The sequence below is a fragment of the Achromobacter spanius genome (assembly GCF_003994415.1).
GTDB classification, from domain to species: domain Bacteria; phylum Pseudomonadota; class Gammaproteobacteria; order Burkholderiales; family Burkholderiaceae_B; genus Achromobacter; species Achromobacter spanius_C.
Genome location: NZ_CP034689.1, coordinates 5,606,300 through 5,622,601 on the forward strand (window position 1 = coordinate 5,606,300; position 16,302 = coordinate 5,622,601).

At 59.2% G+C, this 16,302-nt stretch carries 14 protein-coding genes; 6 read left to right on the forward strand and 8 right to left on the reverse strand.

The window, feature by feature from the left end; translation table 11 throughout:
- Window positions 1-146 precede the first annotated feature (146 nt).
- Entirely contained in the window at window positions 147-563 is a 417-nt protein-coding gene (locus ELS24_RS25665; RefSeq protein WP_127185731.1) for a helix-turn-helix domain-containing protein, read from the reverse strand.
- Window positions 564-957: 394 nt separating this feature from the next.
- On the opposite strand from ELS24_RS25665, the gene ELS24_RS25670 reads away from it, so the two are divergent.
- Window positions 958-4,767 (forward strand): hypothetical protein, encoded by a 3,810-nt coding sequence (locus ELS24_RS25670; protein ID WP_127185732.1) that lies wholly within the window; start codon window positions 958-960, stop codon window positions 4,765-4,767.
- A gap of 306 nt (window positions 4,768-5,073) precedes the next feature.
- On the opposite strand, the gene tnpC is transcribed toward ELS24_RS25670, so the two are convergent.
- From tnpC to tnpA, 3 genes are all read right to left on the reverse strand, one after another.
- A complete protein-coding gene (gene tnpC / locus ELS24_RS25675; protein ID WP_127185733.1) occupies window positions 5,074-6,645 on the reverse strand; it encodes an IS66 family transposase in 1,572 nt (523 codons plus the stop codon).
- Window positions 6,646-6,707: 62 nt separating this feature from the next.
- Window positions 6,708-7,073 (reverse strand): IS66 family insertion sequence element accessory protein TnpB, encoded by a 366-nt coding sequence (gene tnpB, locus ELS24_RS25680; RefSeq protein WP_127185734.1) that lies wholly within the window; start codon window positions 7,071-7,073, stop codon window positions 6,708-6,710.
- A complete protein-coding gene (tnpA, locus tag ELS24_RS25685) occupies window positions 7,040-7,378 on the reverse strand; it encodes an IS66-like element accessory protein TnpA (RefSeq protein ID WP_240669385.1) in 339 nt (112 codons plus the stop codon). The genes tnpB and tnpA overlap by 34 nt, the downstream gene beginning before the upstream one ends.
- Window positions 7,379-7,573: 195 nt before the next feature.
- Between tnpA and ELS24_RS25690 the strand changes: the two genes are divergently transcribed.
- Window positions 7,574-8,374, forward strand: a complete 801-nt coding sequence (locus ELS24_RS25690; RefSeq protein WP_127185735.1) for a hypothetical protein — start codon at window positions 7,574-7,576, stop codon at window positions 8,372-8,374.
- A 779-nt stretch (window positions 8,375-9,153) separates the two neighbouring features.
- On the opposite strand, the gene ELS24_RS25695 is transcribed toward ELS24_RS25690, so the two are convergent.
- The 4 genes from ELS24_RS25695 to ELS24_RS25710 are packed head-to-tail and all read right to left on the reverse strand — an operon-like array spanning window position 9,154 to window position 12,910.
- Window positions 9,154-10,083, reverse strand: coding sequence for a Fe-Mn family superoxide dismutase (locus ELS24_RS25695; RefSeq protein WP_076468624.1), 930 nt, complete (start codon window positions 10,081-10,083; stop codon window positions 9,154-9,156).
- A 33-nt stretch (window positions 10,084-10,116) separates the two neighbouring features.
- Entirely contained in the window at window positions 10,117-10,587 is a 471-nt protein-coding gene (locus ELS24_RS25700; RefSeq protein ID WP_127185736.1) for a chromate resistance protein ChrB domain-containing protein, read from the reverse strand.
- A 9-nt stretch (window positions 10,588-10,596) separates the two neighbouring features.
- Entirely contained in the window at window positions 10,597-11,976 is a 1,380-nt protein-coding gene (gene chrA / locus ELS24_RS25705; RefSeq protein WP_076468620.1) for a chromate efflux transporter, read from the reverse strand.
- Window positions 11,969-12,910 carry a chromate resistance protein ChrB domain-containing protein gene (locus ELS24_RS25710; RefSeq protein ID WP_076468666.1) on the reverse strand — a complete coding sequence of 314 codons (942 nt, stop codon included), beginning with the start codon at window positions 12,908-12,910 and terminating at the stop codon, window positions 11,969-11,971. Before ELS24_RS25710 ends, chrA begins: the two co-directional genes overlap by 8 nt.
- 147 nt (window positions 12,911-13,057) lie before the next feature.
- Here ELS24_RS25710 and ELS24_RS25715 point away from each other — a divergent pair, with 147 nt between their 5' ends.
- The 4 genes from ELS24_RS25715 to ELS24_RS25730 all read left to right on the forward strand — a co-directional run bounded on the left by ELS24_RS25715 (window position 13,058) and on the right by ELS24_RS25730 (window position 16,078).
- Window positions 13,058-13,336 carry a metal-sensing transcriptional repressor gene (locus tag ELS24_RS25715; RefSeq protein WP_127185737.1) on the forward strand — a complete coding sequence of 93 codons (279 nt, stop codon included), beginning with the start codon at window positions 13,058-13,060 and terminating at the stop codon, window positions 13,334-13,336.
- 11 nt (window positions 13,337-13,347) lie between these two features.
- On the forward strand, window positions 13,348-14,499 hold the full coding sequence (locus ELS24_RS25720) for a nickel/cobalt efflux transporter (protein WP_127185738.1): 1,152 nt from the start codon (window positions 13,348-13,350) through the stop codon (window positions 14,497-14,499).
- 24 nt (window positions 14,500-14,523) lie between these two features.
- Complete coding sequence (locus tag ELS24_RS25725; protein ID WP_127185739.1) at window positions 14,524-15,846, forward strand: MFS transporter; 1,323 nt, start codon at window positions 14,524-14,526, stop codon at window positions 15,844-15,846.
- Between the two features lie 106 nt (window positions 15,847-15,952).
- Window positions 15,953-16,078 (forward strand): YHYH domain-containing protein, encoded by a 126-nt coding sequence (locus ELS24_RS25730; protein ID WP_127185740.1) that lies wholly within the window; start codon window positions 15,953-15,955, stop codon window positions 16,076-16,078.
- Window positions 16,079-16,302: the final 224 nt, after the last annotated feature.

Consider the following 16,302-nt stretch of genomic DNA (forward strand, 5'->3'; position numbering starts at 1 on the left):
CTGGCGCTCATCGAAAAATCACTTGACTGGGTTGCGCTGCGGAAGGAAACTGGGGGTGTCCAAGCCTTTGGTTTCCGAACCGAAGCACAACGCCGGTCACTGTCACAGTCGATCGGCGTTGTTTTTTCTACATGATGACTCTCCTCTCAACTCGCTTCGGCTAAAGCTACTAGCCGTGCATCAGCGATAGCGGCGTCCTTTTTCAAGAACAGGGAGCACATCTCCCGTAACACCCGGTATTCAGCCTCGGGCCGCAATCCATCATCGGTCTCCAGGATTTCAACGGCAAGCGCTGCCGCCTCTGTCTGAACTCCTGGCTTGTCAATCGCCCTGAGAATTCTTTCCCTTGTGAGCACACGTTTCAATTCCAACAGTTCACCTGCGTCCAAAGCCATCGCCCGCGCCAAACGCGCGAACAGATCCTCCGGCGGCTCTCGATTGCCCTTTTGTATCTGCGTGAGATACGACGGCGTCACGCCTACAAGCAGCGCCAACCGCTTTGTGGTCATCCCTCGCGCAACTCTCAGCCGGCGCAGCCGCGATCCGAAGATCTCATGAGTCATGGTGAAAAGAATCCAAGTTTTGGATACCCGAACTCTACTCCGCCCGACCACGCCGCGCAATAGTTCTTAGTTTTCAATAACTTGCGTTAATCTATCGCATATCTGCATTTGATCATTTTCGCCTCTATCGCGCACAAAACTGGGGCTAACGGATACGCTTTCCTGCGTTGCCTCTCAATCCAGCTTCGAATACGTGAAGTCCATTGGTTGTCCGGCGGAGCATTGGCGGAGCCATAAACCAAATCGCCCAATCTCGGCGACGTTAGGCGCGTTGCGACGCCTGGTCGTTCAGGGAGGACACTCAGGGATAATAGGATTTTTTCTCCATCGAGGGGCGAGGATGGCACTACCAACTGACGTAGTCGGACCGTTTGACGTCAGGACCGACGACCTGATGCAAATTGATGCTGGTCAAGCGGTTGAGCTCTTCCGCCAGTTGCTGGTGGTCGAGGCGGCAAAGATCGGTCTTCCGACCGCGGGGATAGATGTACCAGCCTCTATCAACGTTGCGGACGGCGGCATCGATGCAGACGTCACCGGCGTAGTGGGTAAGTCTCTGCCAGCTGGCCTGATCGAAGAAGGGACGACCTGCTATCAGATCAAGACAGGGGATTTCTCTGCCTCGACGCCATCGAGCATACGGTCGTTGCTGTTGCAGCCCAAGTTCGTCGCCGGAGAGCAGCCGCGTACTAAAGAGCAGCTCCAGCCTCGGGTGCTGAGCTGCTTTGAGAAGGGCGGCTCGTTCGTCGTCGTGCTCTTCGGCACGGACCTTGTGGGTAAAACTGATGATCACGGCGAGAAGCAGATCTCCGACCTCATGGCGAGCATTGATCCCGAGTTCGCCGCTGTGAAAGTGCGGATCATCCGAGCCAACCAGCTGTGCACTGCGATCAAGACGCTGGCCCCCGGAATCGCGAGACGCCTCTGTCGGGTTCAGGGATACGACAAGAGCATCTTCTATGATCTTTCGTTCATGGCGGAAGCGTGCGAGCTTGAGATCGACTCCTACCAATTGACGGACGAACTGAAGACGTTCGCCAAAGAAGTTACGCGGACCGCCGACACGACTGACGGCTTCAAGCATGTGCGTATCCTGGGAGACGCAGGGGCGGGCAAAACGCACCTGACGTACAGGGCGCTCGCGGCGTCCCAGCTCGCCGGGTGTGTTCTGTATTGCCCGGACCCTGAACGGGCGATGGACAGCGGCCCAATGGAAGCCCTGAGACAGATGGCGGCGAGCACAACCATCATCCTCGTGGCCGACGACTGCGACCTCGAGACGGCTCGCGAGCTGGGCGTGCTTTTCCGAAAGCGGGCGACAAAGATGCTGCTTGTCACCGCCAACAACCTGGCGGAGCCTTCCAGTTCACATGTCGATATCCACGTGATCGAAGTGCCTCGGCTTCAGCAGGAGATGCTGGCCGAGATTTTTAAGGGCTACGGTATTGCCTCCGATGAGGCGACTTGGTTCGCTAGCCTGTGCGAAGGATCGCCCAGGGCGGCGCACAGACTAGGCCAGTACATCAAAGCCAATCCGACCCAACACTCCGCTGAACATTTCGCACATCTGGATGACCTGTGGAATGGCATCGTGTGCGCACCGCACGGCATCGATTCCGTCGACGGGCAGGACCGACTGGCGGTGATCCGCACACTGGCCTTATTCCGTCAGATCGCATGGGAGACCACAGAAGGTCCTACAGTCCAAATGGCAGTCCTGAATGCGATGAAACTCCTCGATCCCCAATTCTCGCAGTTGCGTTTGGACCGCACGGTTCAAGCACTCCGGAACCGCCGTGTGCTGCAGGGCCCGAGGACACTAATCATCTCGCCGAAGCTTCTCCACGTCGCCATGTGGAAAAGCTGGTTCGATCGCTACTCCATAACCATTGACGTTCTGATGCTACGTGAAGGTTTGGGGGAGCGCATGCAGCAGCACTTTGATTCCATGCTGATGTTCGTCAAGGAGTCCAAAGCAGCCACGGCCTGGGCTGATCGGCTTCTCGGTGAGGGCGGCTTGTTCGAGTCCCTTGCCGGCTTTGCCAAAGGCTCAGACGCTAGCCTTTTTTTCGCGATAGCGCAGGCTAAACCTAAGGCAGCCCTGCGCCGTTTCTCCGCCGCCTTAGGACACGCAGATGTCGAAGCGCGCCGCGAGTTCTCCGGCGACGCGCGTCGCACTGCCATTCACCGGCTCGAACAGCTCGCCGTGCCCGCCGAGACCTTCTTCGAGGCCGCCAACTGCCTGTTGCTGTTGGCCGAGGCCGAGAACGAGAACTGGTCGAACAATGCCAGTAGCACCTTCGTCTCGTTGTTTAGCCTCGGTCATGGGGATCTCGCCGCGTCTGAGCTGGCGCCGCTCGACAAGCTCGACTATCTGCGCGAACTGTTACGTAGCCCTGTGACGTTCTATCGGAAGATTGCCGTGGAGGCGCTAAGCGAGAGCCTCAACCCGTTCATGAGTAGGACCGCGATCGAAGAAGTCATTGGGCTGAAACGGCTACCTGGCCGTTGGAGGCCTGAAACCTGGGAGGATGTGTACGATGCATACGCGGCACATGTATCGCTGCTCGAAAAGGCGGTTGATCACCTTCCTCATGCCGAGAGCCTCGAAGCGGCAACAGGGATCTTGGAGCACTTCCGAAGTCTGGTTCTGATTGTACCAATCGCCGAGTCGGTCCTAGCGTTCATGCGGCGGGCAGCCCGGATATCTGAGCTGCGTGACAAGTGCATCGAAACCATCGTAGCCTCGTTGTACTACGAGGGGAAGGAGTTGTCTGCGGATGTCTCATCACAGCTTGAAGCCCTGCGTGCAGAACTGACCGAATCTTCGTTCTCGACGAAGCTGCGTCGTTACGCTGGCATGAAATTGGTTGAGGACCACTTCACAGCCGACGGCGAATTCTTAGATGGCGCGAAACCCGAGTTGATCGAGCTTGCCAGGACGGCTTCCAATGATCCGGCATTGCTGCTGCCAGAGCTCTCGTGGCTTGTCACGGATGATGCCAAGAACGGCTTTGAGTTTGGCGTGTGGCTTGGTCGCGCGGATGACATGAAGCTCTGGAGCCCGATTTTGTCCGCCTGGACCCAGGCGACCGAGAAGCGATCCGACTTTTTCATGGGTGGATACCTGTCCGCCGTTCATGATAAGAACCAGCAGCTCTGGGAGGAGCTGGTGGCAACCATGCTGTCGAACGACGACATCGGCCGATTGGCGCTAAGCGTCGTCTGGCGGTCTGGGTTTAGCGATCGCATCGCCCAGCTCCTGCTAGACCTCGCCAAGCAGGGTAAGCTCGATGCGAGTGGATTCGGGCTATTCATCTATGGCGGTGTGGTCAATCATTGGCCGCTCACAGTTTTCGAAGGCGTCATCGACCTTTTGCTCGAAGGCGATGATGCGGTTGCGCTCGATACCGCACTGGACCTGCTCGATGCCAGACTACGCGGCCATCCAGACGAGGGGGTCGTGCTTTCGTACCGGATTGAGCGGACCCTTGGCGCTCCGACCTTCGTCGAGGGTCGGGAACGTCAGAATTACAACAACATGCTGCTTTATCGCTGGAACGAGGTCGCAAACCGCCTGCTCGAACTGGATGCCGACGCTGCAGCAAACCTGGCCGTGCGCTTGATCGAAAAATTTGCGAGCCACAACAGTATCACTGCGGGGTACCACCAGGACCCGCTCAAGTTTCTGTCCAACGTCGCACGGGCAAAGCCTGATGTCGTGTGGCCAGCCGTTGCACGCCGTCTGGAGTCGCCGAAGGACCCGGGCACTTGGCGCCTGTTAAGTTGGCTTCGTGGGGGCCAATCAGTCCGGGGCGCTGAGCTGGCAGGTCTCAATGCCCTGCCACCATCCATGGTGTTCGAGTGGGTAGATGCGGCGCCCCAAGACCGTGCCTGGATCCTTGCAGAGCGCTGCCCACCCATTATCAGCAAGTTCGGGGAGACTCCTAGCTTCGCCCGGCAAATACTCGAGCGGTATGGGTATATCGAGCAGGTTCGCCGCAGCCTTCATGCTAATAGCTTTTCTGAAGGATGGAGCGGCCCCGCGAGTGAGCACTATCGTGGAAAACTCGAAGGGATCGAAGAGTTGCTCGCGAGCGAGACCAATACCAATGTGCGCATGTGGTTAAAGGAACGCCGGGAACGACTCCAAGCCGCTATTGAGCACGAACTTGAACAAGAATTGCGTGAACGAGAGCTCTGAAGCGTCGATGGCGACAGTCACATTGTTCTAATCGCGGCTGGTGGCGCTGATGTCTACTCAACTGCAGCTTCTGGCTTGACTGGCCCTCGCCCAACTGAACGCTGTCGGCCACAAGCGGACAACTAGAGCTTCTACAGGAACGGCTGTGCGCCTGGGATTGGTGGCGCAAGTGGCACCAAAGTCCGCTGCCGCGGTCATCAGTCAGTTGCGCCCGCGATCGCTGTGCTGCCAAAACCCATAGCCATAACGGAAAGTCTCTGCAAGTGAAACGTAAGCGCCTGCCGAACACACCCTTGACGGTTCTGCTTATGCAGCAGGTTGCCACCGATGCGGCAGCAGCTCAGCGATCTGGCTGTTTTTCTGCGTCGGCAGCCGCGTGAGCACGTCATTCATATAGGCATACGGGTCGTGCCCATTGAGCCGTGCCGACTGGATCAGGCTCATGATGGCGGCCGCGCGCTGGCCCCCGCGCAGCGAGCCCGCGAACAGCCAGTTGGAACGCCCGATCGCCCAGGCGCGGATCTGGTTCTCCACCCAATTGTTGTCGATCGGCGCATCGCCGTCGTCAAGGTAGCGTGTCAGCGCCTCCCAGCGCTTGAGGCTGTAGTCGATGGCGCGCGCGGTGCCGGAGCCTTCCGGCACACGCTGGCGTTGCGCGATCAGCCACCGATGCAACGTTTCTGTGATCGGCTTGGCCCGCTCCAGCCGTATCTGGCGGCGCTCTTCGGCAGGCAACTCGGCTACGTCCCGCTCTACGCTGTATAGCGCGCCGAACAACTCCAACGCCTCTGCGGCGATCTGGCTCTGGTTGTTGGCATGCAAGTCATGGAACTTGCGCCGGGCGTGCGCCATGCAGCCCAGTTCCGTGATGCCAGCCGCGAACCCGGCCTTGTAGCCCGCATAATCGTCGGTCACCAGCTTGCCGCGCCAATCTTCCAGGAACGTGCGGCAGTGCTCGCCGGCCCGGCTGGGCGCGAAGTCGTAGAGCACTGCACGCAGGCTGGCGTAAGAGGTCGGTGTGTACGCCCACAAGTAGGCCCGATGCGTCTTGCCCGCGCCCGGCTTGAGCATCTGCACCGGCGTCTCGTCGGCATGCAGCACGGATTTGCCCAGCACTTCGGCCTTGAGCGCATCGACCAGCGGCTGCAATCGCAGCCCGCACACGCCGACCCACTCGCCCAGCGTCGAGCGCGGCAGCGCCAGGCCGGCGCGCGCAAAGATGCCTTCCTGGCGGTATAGCGGCAAGTGATCAGCGAACTTGGCCACCAGCACCTGCGCCAGAAGGCCCGCCGTCGGGATGCCCTTGTCGATGACCTGCGCGGGGACCGGCCCCTGCGTGAGCGTCTCGCAGTGCTCGCACACCCACTTGCCACGGATGTGACGTTCGACCGTAAAGACGCCCGGCAGATAGTCCAGCTTCTCACTGACGTCCTCGCCGATGCGTTTCAAGCCGCAGCCGCAGCGGCACGTCGTGGACGCCGGTTCGTGGTGGATGTCGGTGCGCGGCAACTCGGCCGGCAGCCGCATGCGACGCGGCGCTTGCGACGGCGCAGGCTTGGTGGCGATCGCTTCGCGCAGCGCGTTCACTTCCGCTTCGATAGCCGCCATGTCGGCATCCATCGTCTCTTCCAGAAGGCTTGCCTGCGCCGGGTTCAGTTGCTCGCTGCGCTTGCCGTAGCGCCAGCGCTTGTATAGCGCCAGCTCCTGCATGAGCTGGTCGATGTGCGTCTGTTTGAAGTGCAGTACGCGATCCCGCTCGGCAACCACCGCATCGTGCGCCGCTATCTGGGCGTCACGCGCGGCCACCTCGCCCATCAGGCGTTCGGCCAAGGCGCGCAGTTGCTGCGCGTCGAGGTGGTCCAGGGATGCGTTACTCATGGCCGCCAGTATGCCGCAGGGCTCCCCGCGGCGGTATTGGCGTCTTGCCGGATTGTCCGGCGCTACAACACCGAGATCGCGCCTGCCGCGCCCACATGCTGCCAGGGCAGGCCCAGCACCAGCGCCTGCCACTGCTCACTGTCGACCGCGACGTGGGGGCCACGCAGCGCATCGGCCCACACGAACTTGCCGCGGTTCAGCCGGCGCGCGGCCAGCCACACGCCGATTCCGTCATGCACCAGCACCTTCATGCGGTTGGCGCGCCGGTTTGCGAAGCAATAGGCGTGGTGCGGACGGGCTGAACCGAACACGGCTACCACCCGGGACAACGCCATCTCGGTGCCGGCGCGCATGTCCAGCGGCTCGGTGGCCAGCCAGATCGCATCGACACGGATCACCGCAGCCACTCGCGTAACCAAGCCACGCATGCGCCCGCTTCACTCACGGGCCATTGCACCGTCGCTTGCGCGGGACCACGCGACAAGCGGATCTCGATGTGACGGCCTGACGAGGGCACCGCGGGCAACGCGACCGGCACGAACGCCGGCGCTACTGGGTTCTGTCGTTCGGCCTGGCGAATCCACTTATGCACCAGGTTCGCGTTCACGCCGTGTGACAGCGCCACGCCAGCAATAGATGTTCCGGGCTGGCGGCACTGGGCCACGATCTGGGCCTTCAGCGCCTTCGGATAAGACCGGCGCTTCGGCACCGGTGCTAATTCTGTCTTCGACATGGTGTCCACCTAAAAGTGGTGGACACTATCGGGGACAATGGCTGCGCTCAATATGGGTTTGCCGGGCGCTTACAGTGAAACGTACCATCGCGAGCGCACTTTGACATCAAAAACCAACGGACAGCACGCTCTCCATTTGACTCCTCGGAGTACCGTGAAAGAGAAGCTTGGAGAAGGAAGGTTACCGACAAAGATTTGAACACTATCCCCTGCGTCTCCGCCTGGTTCGATATTTGCGGTTACGGTAGCTTGCTACAGAGATGTAGCTGGGACCTGCGAACATTGCGGGATAACGGTTTCTTCGAGGCATTGTTAGTCGCCTACGAACGAATGGGGAACCCTTTCATTGCCGACGTGCCGCCACGCCCAACGGAAAGAGTACTAGTCATCAACGATGGAGTCGCCAGAACGATCGACCTCGCAAGTCCGGTCGATGTAGACCCGGTGCGCCTACTGTTCTATGTGCGTGCTCTGTTCCTGGCCCATTTTCACTTGATGGGGAGCTTGGCTAGATTGGGTTTGGGACTCAGAACAGTCCTGTCAGGAGGCGAAAGATGCCAATACAGCCCTCAAGCGATCTCCGGCGAGTCCATTCCGTATCACTCCGGCAATCCGTCGGCGTTCGGTCGCGCTCTTCTCGGTCAGCAGTTCGTCTATTACCCCGCTGAGTTCCAAATGAACACTGCATTCGCTTCAGCCTACACGATCGAGGCGCTCGGATCAAAAACTGGGATTTGCCCCAACCGTCTATCTATAGCGCAAACGTGGGTCGACACAATCAGTGGCGTATTCCCCAGTCCAATCACCGTCACTGACAGCACTATCGAGATGCCTCACAGTGGCGGGGTAGGCCTGAGCCTTCACTTCGATCAGAAACTTCAGGTGAACGCCAAAGGGCTCGAAACGGACGTCTTCAAGATTGCAAAGATCTCAGTTCATGCCAATTTCGAGGGAGAGGAAACCGTGGTTTCGATGAAGGAAGACGACCGTTGGTGACGCGCGCTGGTCGACCAATTGCTTCTATGCCACCGGTCGACACCTGCCGAATTCTCGTCCCAGCGACCGAAGGATAGGAAATGCTGCACACCAGCCAATGAACCTAAAACGGCTGCAGTGGGGTCGCAAGCCGCCAGACGAAGTCGCCGTCATCCCGCGGTTGCCGTGTGGAAGCCTTCCATCGCCGGCCCTCCCCAGGATAGCGCAGCCGTGCTCACTCGACGGTGTGCCCACACTTCCTGGTCACGGTCACAGCCCCCCGCAGGAACCAGCAACCGTCTGGCCAAATTTGGCCTCTCCGGCGTCAAAGCTGCGCGACCTGTGACTACCGTGCTCCATATCTGAACCCTTTCGGCAGAGGCGAAGTACCACCTGTGAATGCGAAGCCTCCACACCCAAATGCACAGTTGTGTCGGCTCTTGAGACATACTGTCGAAGCTCATTCAAGGCAAAACCTCGGCGTCATTTAAATCAAGGACTTAGCGTATTTTGGTTCATTCACTTTGGTGTTCATGGTTCAATGAACTTGTTATTTTTTCCCAGAAAGTTCATCGAACTTAGGTGCCGCTTTGTTTCGTCACATCCAAAGCGAACCTCCCTCCCTGCTCACAGACCATTCGGACAGCAAAAGGCCAAGCGACTGCCCACCGACTGCTATCGGCCACAATCGGACATTCGCCTCAGCACTAGAGTCCAGGCTTCCTACCGGGGTTTCGGGCCCCATGCGCGTTGTTTCCGGGACTAGGCTCGACCAACTCCCGGCATTCGAGATCTTGCGGTCAGTCCGCCGGATGCTTCTTTTCAGTCGTCATAGCCAGTCCAGCCTTTCGCCATGCTTCTATCCCTCCCACGAGATACCGCGCAGGGATACCCCTTGCGTTGAGCGCCAACGCGATGCTTCGGCTGACTTCGTGGCCATGTACGCAATAGACCACGACAGGCCCGGACTTGTCGAAATTGCGCATCCATTCCGTAGGCTGCGCAGGGTCTTGCCACTCAGAGCCCGCAACCCTCTCGCAAGAAAGGGAAAATACCGCGCGCCGTCGCACGTCCAGAATTGCGATTGCGCCGACCGCCGCTGCTTCGGGTGCTTGGATTTCCATCCCTAAGCTCGCTTCGTCTATCGCCCGGGCATACCGTGAAGCGACGACACGCCATTGGATTTCGGCCATAAACGAGTCGACGTAGGCAGCTGCCTTCGCACCAAAGTCGATGTGATAGGCGTGCTCGTACATGTCTAGTGCGAGCAATGTCGAAGCACCAGCCAATAGCTGGGTGTGATCTCCGGCCCAGTGATTGACCAACTTGGCGTCACGCGAGGACCACGCGAGGATCGCCCAACCGGATCCCCCACTCATCGCTCTTGCTAGAGAGGTGAATTCAGCGCTCCACTGATCGACAGACCCAAAATCGCGCTCCAATGCGACGGAAAGCCCTCCTGCGGGGAGTACCCCATCACCTCCTAGAACTTCAAAGTAGGCCTCGTGCAGAAACACGGAGTTAGCTGCGAGCAACTCCTCTCGCTTGGCGCCCACGAGCGAAAAGGCCGGCGTTGATTCCCAACGCGACTCCTCCATTTTTTTCCTAATAGCGTTCAATCGTGCCAGCGCGCCCAGGTAGTTGTTGTCATAGTGGCTGCGCACAAGCTTTCCACTCAGCCCAGAGATCCGTTCTGAATCCACGAGGAGCGGCTTTGCCATCAGTTCCATGATGACTCTCCTTTTGCTATTGCGCCTAACACGTTAGGCCGCTCTACCACTCTCGGACGCATAGTTCCAAGTGTGTGTTTCGCCGCGCGCGTGGCGGCACCAAGCGTACAATGCGTCGTAGACCACCATGCCGTGTTCGAGCATCTGATGGTCGTCAGGGAAATTCCGAGACAGCCCGAGCGATACGGCCAGAAGACCGGCGCATTGGGGCGCAAGATCCAATCTGTCGGTATCCGCCCCGCGTACGATCACCGCCAAGTCCTTAAGACTTGCGTCGTGCAGTTCGTATTTATCCAGGAATGTGTCAAAGCTGCATCGCTCCCCGACGTGCGTCAGGGTCACTCCTGGGATGTCGTACGGCACAGCTCCCGTTGCTTCGGCCTCGCTCAGCACGCGGTCGGCCGAGACATACAGGAACTCGGGTTCTTTATCGATGTACCGGCTAATCAGCCAAGGACAGGCTATACGGTCAATCTTCGGATGCTCCCGCGTAATCCATTTCATGGCACCACCTCATAGGGTGAGTTTCAGGATAAGGCCAATGACGGCGCAAGCCGCAATGACCTCGATCACACCGCGTTTGAACTTAAACAGCGCGATGGCGGCGCCCAGCGCGATCAACGCCGAGCCCAGTTCAAAGCGTCCTGCCAAGCCCTCCGGCCACAGGACGTGATAGCCAAAAAACACCGCCAGATTGAGAATGACGCCGACAACCGCCGCGGTGATCGCAGTAAGTGGCGCGGTGAACTTCAGGTCTTCTTTTGTCGCCTCAACCAGAGGGCCGCCGGTCAGAATGAATAGGAACGACGGTAAGAAGGTGAACCAGGTGACGATCGTCGCAGCCAGCGCGCCAGCCAGGAATAGCGTCTCCGGGCCCAATAGCGCTTTGGCGTACCCGCCGACGAATCCAACAAAAGCAACCACCATGATGAGCGGGCCAGGTGTGGTCTCTCCCAGCGCCAGGCCGTCGATCATCTGGATCGGCGTGAGCCACGCATAGGTGTCCACAGCACCTTGATAGATGTACGGCAGCACTGCGTAAGCGCCGCCGAAAGTAAGGAAAGCAGCTTTCGTGAAGAACCAGCCCATCTGCGTATATGCACCATGCCAACCGTAGACAGCGGTCAGTACACCCATGGGCGCGCCCCACATCAATGCACCTATTCCTACGATGGCCGCCAACCGCGGCCAACGAAACTTGGCATGGCTGGGCGTGGGGGTGTCATCATCAATCAACGCGGGGCCGAAACCTGAGGCGCCTGAGCCATGCCGCGCGCCGGTACGAAAGTACTCGGGCCATTTCTTGCCGCCTACGAAGCCGACCAATGCCGCCACTGCGACGATCAGCGGGAATGGCACGTTCGCAGCGAAGATGGCCACGAAAGCCGCCGCAGCGATGCTCCAAAGAACGGGATTTTTCAGTGCGCGCGAGCCGATCCGGTGCGCCGCGTGCAGGACGATGGCCGTGACGGCTGGCTTGATTCCATAGAACAGTCCAGCGATGACGGGAACGTCGCCCCAAGCCACATATACCCATGACAATCCGATCAGAATGAATAGCGAGGGAAGCACGAAAAGGCCCCCTGCAACTACTCCACCCCAGGTCCGGTGCAGCAGCCATCCGATATAGGTGGCCAACTGCTGGGCTTCTGGACCGGGCAACAACATGCAGTAGTTCAGCGCGTGCAGAAACCGGCGCTCGCTGATCCAACGACGCCGCTCCACCAGTTCGGTGTGCATGATGGCGATTTGCCCAGCGGGCCCGCCAAAGCTGATGAAGCCTAATTTCAACCAGAACCAAAGGGCCTGACGAAAGCTCACGGGCTGTGGCGCTTCCAGGGGAACCGAGCTTTCCAAAGGTGGCGTCCCTGCCTCTTGCAATCGGCTACTCATTTCCTGCCCCCTTTGCAAAGCTGGCCGCCAAGCCGTCAAAAATGCCACTGGCTAAGGCAAACAACTGGTCGTCATCAGTGATCGTCTCGCGCAAGCCAGCCAAGACCTGCTCCACGCCTGCAGCTTCCGCGGGTTGCACGCCACCAACGTCCAGGTAATGAATGATCGATCCCAACCGGTCCAGCGCCGGACTTTGCAAGCCAAACGCAGCCAAGAGCGTCTCGAACGTCACCTTGACGCCGACATGGGAAAAGGTCGCGCCATCAAAGTCGAAGCTCAGTGCGTCGTCCGGACAATCCGCCGGCGATTGAAGCCATAGAAAACGGGCGTCCGGGTCGATGAACCTCCGAATCAGCCAGGCGCTAGCCAACCGATCCACCCACGGGCGCGCCCGCGTGGCCCAGTGGCGGCCCCGGTATTCAGCGGCCGACAAGCGAGGAATTGCCCCGTCCGCCGGATGGGGCTCGTCGGGCGACAGCGCACGATTCGCGCCCTCTTCCAACTCTTTCAGCGCGGCATCCGCCTGCCGCTGGGCTTCCGCAGGGAAAAAGTCGATGGCCGCAATCTGAACGAACCGTTTGCGCAGCTTGCGGGTTTGCTTGAGCGTGTCCATAGCGCTGTCGGGCGTCAACAAGCCATGCACTTGCGCGGCCTCCTTCATCAGCTCGGCATAGTCCGCCGAGCGGTCGAAAAGCGCCTGATACTCGCTTTCCTCATCAACATCCATCGTTGTTTGAAGCAGATGGGCCGTGCCCCCGTTGTCTCGCACTTCGCGCCCTATGGTGGCCAAGGTGTCGTCGCCGTCCTGCCCAGGCAGAAGGTAGACACCGTCGCGCAAAACAGCGGCGCCACATGCCTTCAAGGCGCGCCAGGCGCGCATGCGCGCCGTAGCGTTTTCGGTAGGCAAGGAGAGGACGAGAGTTAGCCAGTTCATGAGCAAAGCGTACAACTAAGAAGTTATAAACGCTACATAAATGTAGAAACATCAACACAAAAAATATTCGTGCGCCGATGCAACAGTTCCCTCGTATTAGTCATGGTTTTTGCCTTCATATCCTCCCTAGGGGGATACTATCGGTGCATGACGACATCGACTCCTCACCACCACCATGACGCCATCGCGAAGCGACTCAAGCGCGCCGATGGCCACTTGCGGAGCATCTTGCAGATGATGGAAGAGCATCGTCCCTGCCTGGACCTTGCCCAGCAGTTGCACGCGGTCGAAAAGGCGATATCCCAGGCCAAGAAAATTCTCATTCAAGACCACATTGACCATTGCCTGGAAGATGCGGTGGGCGAACTCAACGACGAACGTCGGCGCACCATCGACGAGTTCAAAAAAATCACGAAATACCTCTAGCGGAAGCAACCATGCTGTCATTCTCCGACCTCCTCGCGCAGGGCGCCTCTCACGCGTGGCTGTTCATTCCGAGCGCCATACTGCTTGGTGCGTTGCACGGCCTTGAGCCCGGGCATTCCAAAACGATGATGGCGGCGTTCATCGTCGCAATACGAGGAACGGTTGACCAAGCCGTGTTGCTTGGGGTCACAGCAACCATCTCGCACACCTTGATCGTGTGGGGAATCGGGCTTGGCGGGATGTACTTGTGGCAGGGTGTAGACGCCGAAGGCCTGGAACCCTACTTCCAGCTGGCATCGGGGTTGATCATCGTGCTGATTGCCGCCTGGATGTTCTGGCGCACTTGGCGCGAACAACACGCGAACGATCCGCACGACCACGATCATCGTCATTCGCACGAGGCGCATGCTCACGGCGAAGCGCATCGGGAAATCGACACGGGCCATGGCCGGGTAGTTTTAGAGGTCTTCGAAAACCGAGTCCCACCGCGTTGGCGTTTGCGGACACTCAATGGGCAAGCGTGGCGCGCCGCCGACGTCAACGTCTCCATAGAACGTCCGGATGGCTCGGTACAGAGTTTTGCTTTTGTCGATCGTGGCGGATACCTGGAGTCCGTCGACGAGATTCCGGAACCCCATCAGTTCATGGCGCGGTTGACCTTGAGCCACGGACATCATGCGCACAGCTATGACGTTGCCTTTGTCGAAAACGATGCCCATCAGCACGACCACATTCACGAGGAGCTCCGTGGGTTGGACGTGTCAGGAGAAGGCTTTCAAGACGCTCACCAATTGGCGCATGCGAACGACATCCGGCGTCGCTTTGCGGACAAGAACGTCACCAACTGGCAGATCGCGCTGTTCGGACTGACGGGCGGGCTCATTCCCTGTCCTGCCGCAATCACCGTGCTGTTGCTGTGCCTGCAACTCAAGGAATTCACGTTGGGCGCAGTTCTCGTGCTGTGTTTTTCCATCGGTTTGGCGATCACGCTGGTCACGGTCGGCGCCGTTGCGGCCTTGAGCGTACGGCATGCGACAAAACGGTACAGCTGGTTCTCCACAGTGGCGCGTCGTGCCCCGTATCTCTCCAGCCTATTGATCATCGCCGTCGGCATCTATGTGGGGTTGAACGGTTGGATCGGCATGCGCGCCTTGCATGCGTAGGATTAACTGAATCAAGGAACAAGAATGCTAAGTATCCTTGCCAACAGAACGTATCGCCACTTGTTCACCGCGCAAGTGGTTGCATTGGTAGGCACCGGCCTCGCCACGGTCGCTCTCGGTCTACTGGCCTACGATCTTGCGGGCGCCAGCGCTGGCGAGGTGCTGGGCACCGCACTGGCAATCAAGATGCTGGCCTACATCGGCGTCGCGCCTATCGCGGCTGCCTTCGCTGAGCGCCTGCCCAGACGAGCCATGTTGGTCGCCTTGGATCTTGTACGCGCACTCGTCGCGCTGACGCTTCCCTTTGTCACGCAAACGTGGCAGATCTATATCCTCATATTTCTGCTCCAATCCGCGTCTGCGGCATTCACGCCGACTTTCCAAGCCACCATCCCGGACGTGTTGCCAAAAGAGGCAGACTACACACGGGCGCTTTCGCTTTCCCGGCTAGCGTATGACCTGGAGAGTGTCGCCAGCCCAATGTTGGCGGCACTCCTGCTGACTGTCGTGAGCTTTCACAGCCTGTTTTGGGGCACCATGGTGGGTTTCCTGGCCTCGGCCGCACTTGTGGTTTCGGTCGTGCTGCCAAAAGCGAAAACCCCTCCTCCCCGCGGCATATACGAACGGACAACGCGCGGCTTGCGCATTTATCTGGCCACCCCGCGTCTTCGCGGCCTTCTGGCACTGAACGTGGCCGTCGCTGCCGCCAGCTCAATGGTGATCGTCAACACTGTGGTGCTCGTGCAAGGGCGCTATGGACTCACGCAACACGCAACTGCGTGGGCGCTCGCGGCGTTTGGCGCCGGCTCCATGGTGGCGGCTTTAACGCTTCCAGGCATTCTGGAGCGCGTCCCCGACAGGCGTGCCATGTTGGCGGGTGCCGCCGTCCTGGCAGTTGGCTTATTGGGCGGCATGGCCGTGACGTCATATGGGGGGCTGTTGCCCTTGTGGGTAGCGTTGGGGCTAGGCTACTCCCTGGCTCAGACGCCGTCCGGCCGGTTGCTACGGCGTTCAGCCCATCAAGAGGATCGCCCTGCGCTTTTTGCAGCACAGTTCGCGTTGTCGCACGCCTGCTGGCTTGTCACATATCCGCTTGCGGGTTGGCTAAGTGCCAACGCCAGCGCTCGCACAACATTCCTCATCATGGGCGGTGTTGCGTGCGCAGCCGTTGCCGTGGCGGCGGCAATCTGGCCATCGCACGATCCGGACCGGGTCAAACACCAGCATCCAGACCTCGATCCAGGTCATCCGCACCTTACGGTCGACGAACATGGAGCGACCGAAGATCATTCGCATGAATACATCGTGGACGATGATCACCGCCGGTGGCCTGACCGACCCAAGTAGCGATAGCGACTTTGCCGCCGATTTCGGTTTTCGTATCTTTTCTATACAAACATGATTAAATGTTAATCGCCGTCCATAAGGGACTGGTCTAGAGAGGAGATCGATTATGAAGAAGCTCGCTTTGGCTGTTATCGCTATGCTGGTCTCGGTATCCGCGTTGGCACATAGCGGCGGCACCGATAAGAATGGTTGCCACCGAGACAACAAAAATGGCGGCTCGCACTGCCATTGAAACCTTGAAAGGCCCGGGGACGGCGACCATGCTGCCCCCGGGGAGGGGCGGGATAGGCCCCCGTTTCGGGACCCAATCCTTACGAAATTGTAAGTTGACCCCATCCCCCCCGCTAGGATACGATCTGTACCAGATCTAACCCGATTTTCGGCCTACAGCGTTAGACGAATCTCGGAGTACCGCTTCCCGTTCTATGCCCCTTCCCATCAAAAAGGCCGTTTCAT

Excerpts from the sequence above, each read along its gene's own strand:
- ELS24_RS25665 (WP_127185731.1), bottom strand. The coding sequence starts at position 563 with ATGACTCATGAGATCTTCGGATCGCGGCTGCGCCGGCTGAGAGTTGCG.
- ELS24_RS25710 (WP_076468666.1), bottom strand. The coding sequence starts at position 12,910 with ATGAACTGGCTAACTCTCGTCCTCTCCTTGCCTACCGAAAACGCTACG.
- chrA (WP_076468620.1), bottom strand. The coding sequence starts at position 11,976 with ATGAGTAGCCGATTGCAAGAGGCAGGGACGCCACCTTTGGAAAGCTCG.
- tnpB (WP_127185734.1), bottom strand. The coding sequence starts at position 7,073 with ATGCGTGGCTTGGTTACGCGAGTGGCTGCGGTGATCCGTGTCGATGCG.
- tnpC (WP_127185733.1), bottom strand. The coding sequence starts at position 6,645 with ATGAGTAACGCATCCCTGGACCACCTCGACGCGCAGCAACTGCGCGCC.
- ELS24_RS25715 (WP_127185737.1), top strand. The coding sequence starts at position 13,058 with ATGACGACATCGACTCCTCACCACCACCATGACGCCATCGCGAAGCGA.
- ELS24_RS25700 (WP_127185736.1), bottom strand. The coding sequence starts at position 10,587 with ATGAAATGGATTACGCGGGAGCATCCGAAGATTGACCGTATAGCCTGT.
- tnpA (WP_240669385.1), bottom strand. The coding sequence starts at position 7,378 with ATGTCGAAGACAGAATTAGCACCGGTGCCGAAGCGCCGGTCTTATCCG.
- ELS24_RS25695 (WP_076468624.1), bottom strand. The coding sequence starts at position 10,083 with ATGGAACTGATGGCAAAGCCGCTCCTCGTGGATTCAGAACGGATCTCT.
- ELS24_RS25725 (WP_127185739.1), top strand. The coding sequence starts at position 14,524 with ATGCTAAGTATCCTTGCCAACAGAACGTATCGCCACTTGTTCACCGCG.
- ELS24_RS25670 (WP_127185732.1), top strand. The coding sequence starts at position 958 with ATGCAAATTGATGCTGGTCAAGCGGTTGAGCTCTTCCGCCAGTTGCTG.
- ELS24_RS25720 (WP_127185738.1), top strand. The coding sequence starts at position 13,348 with ATGCTGTCATTCTCCGACCTCCTCGCGCAGGGCGCCTCTCACGCGTGG.
- ELS24_RS25730 (WP_127185740.1), top strand. The coding sequence starts at position 15,953 with ATGAAGAAGCTCGCTTTGGCTGTTATCGCTATGCTGGTCTCGGTATCC.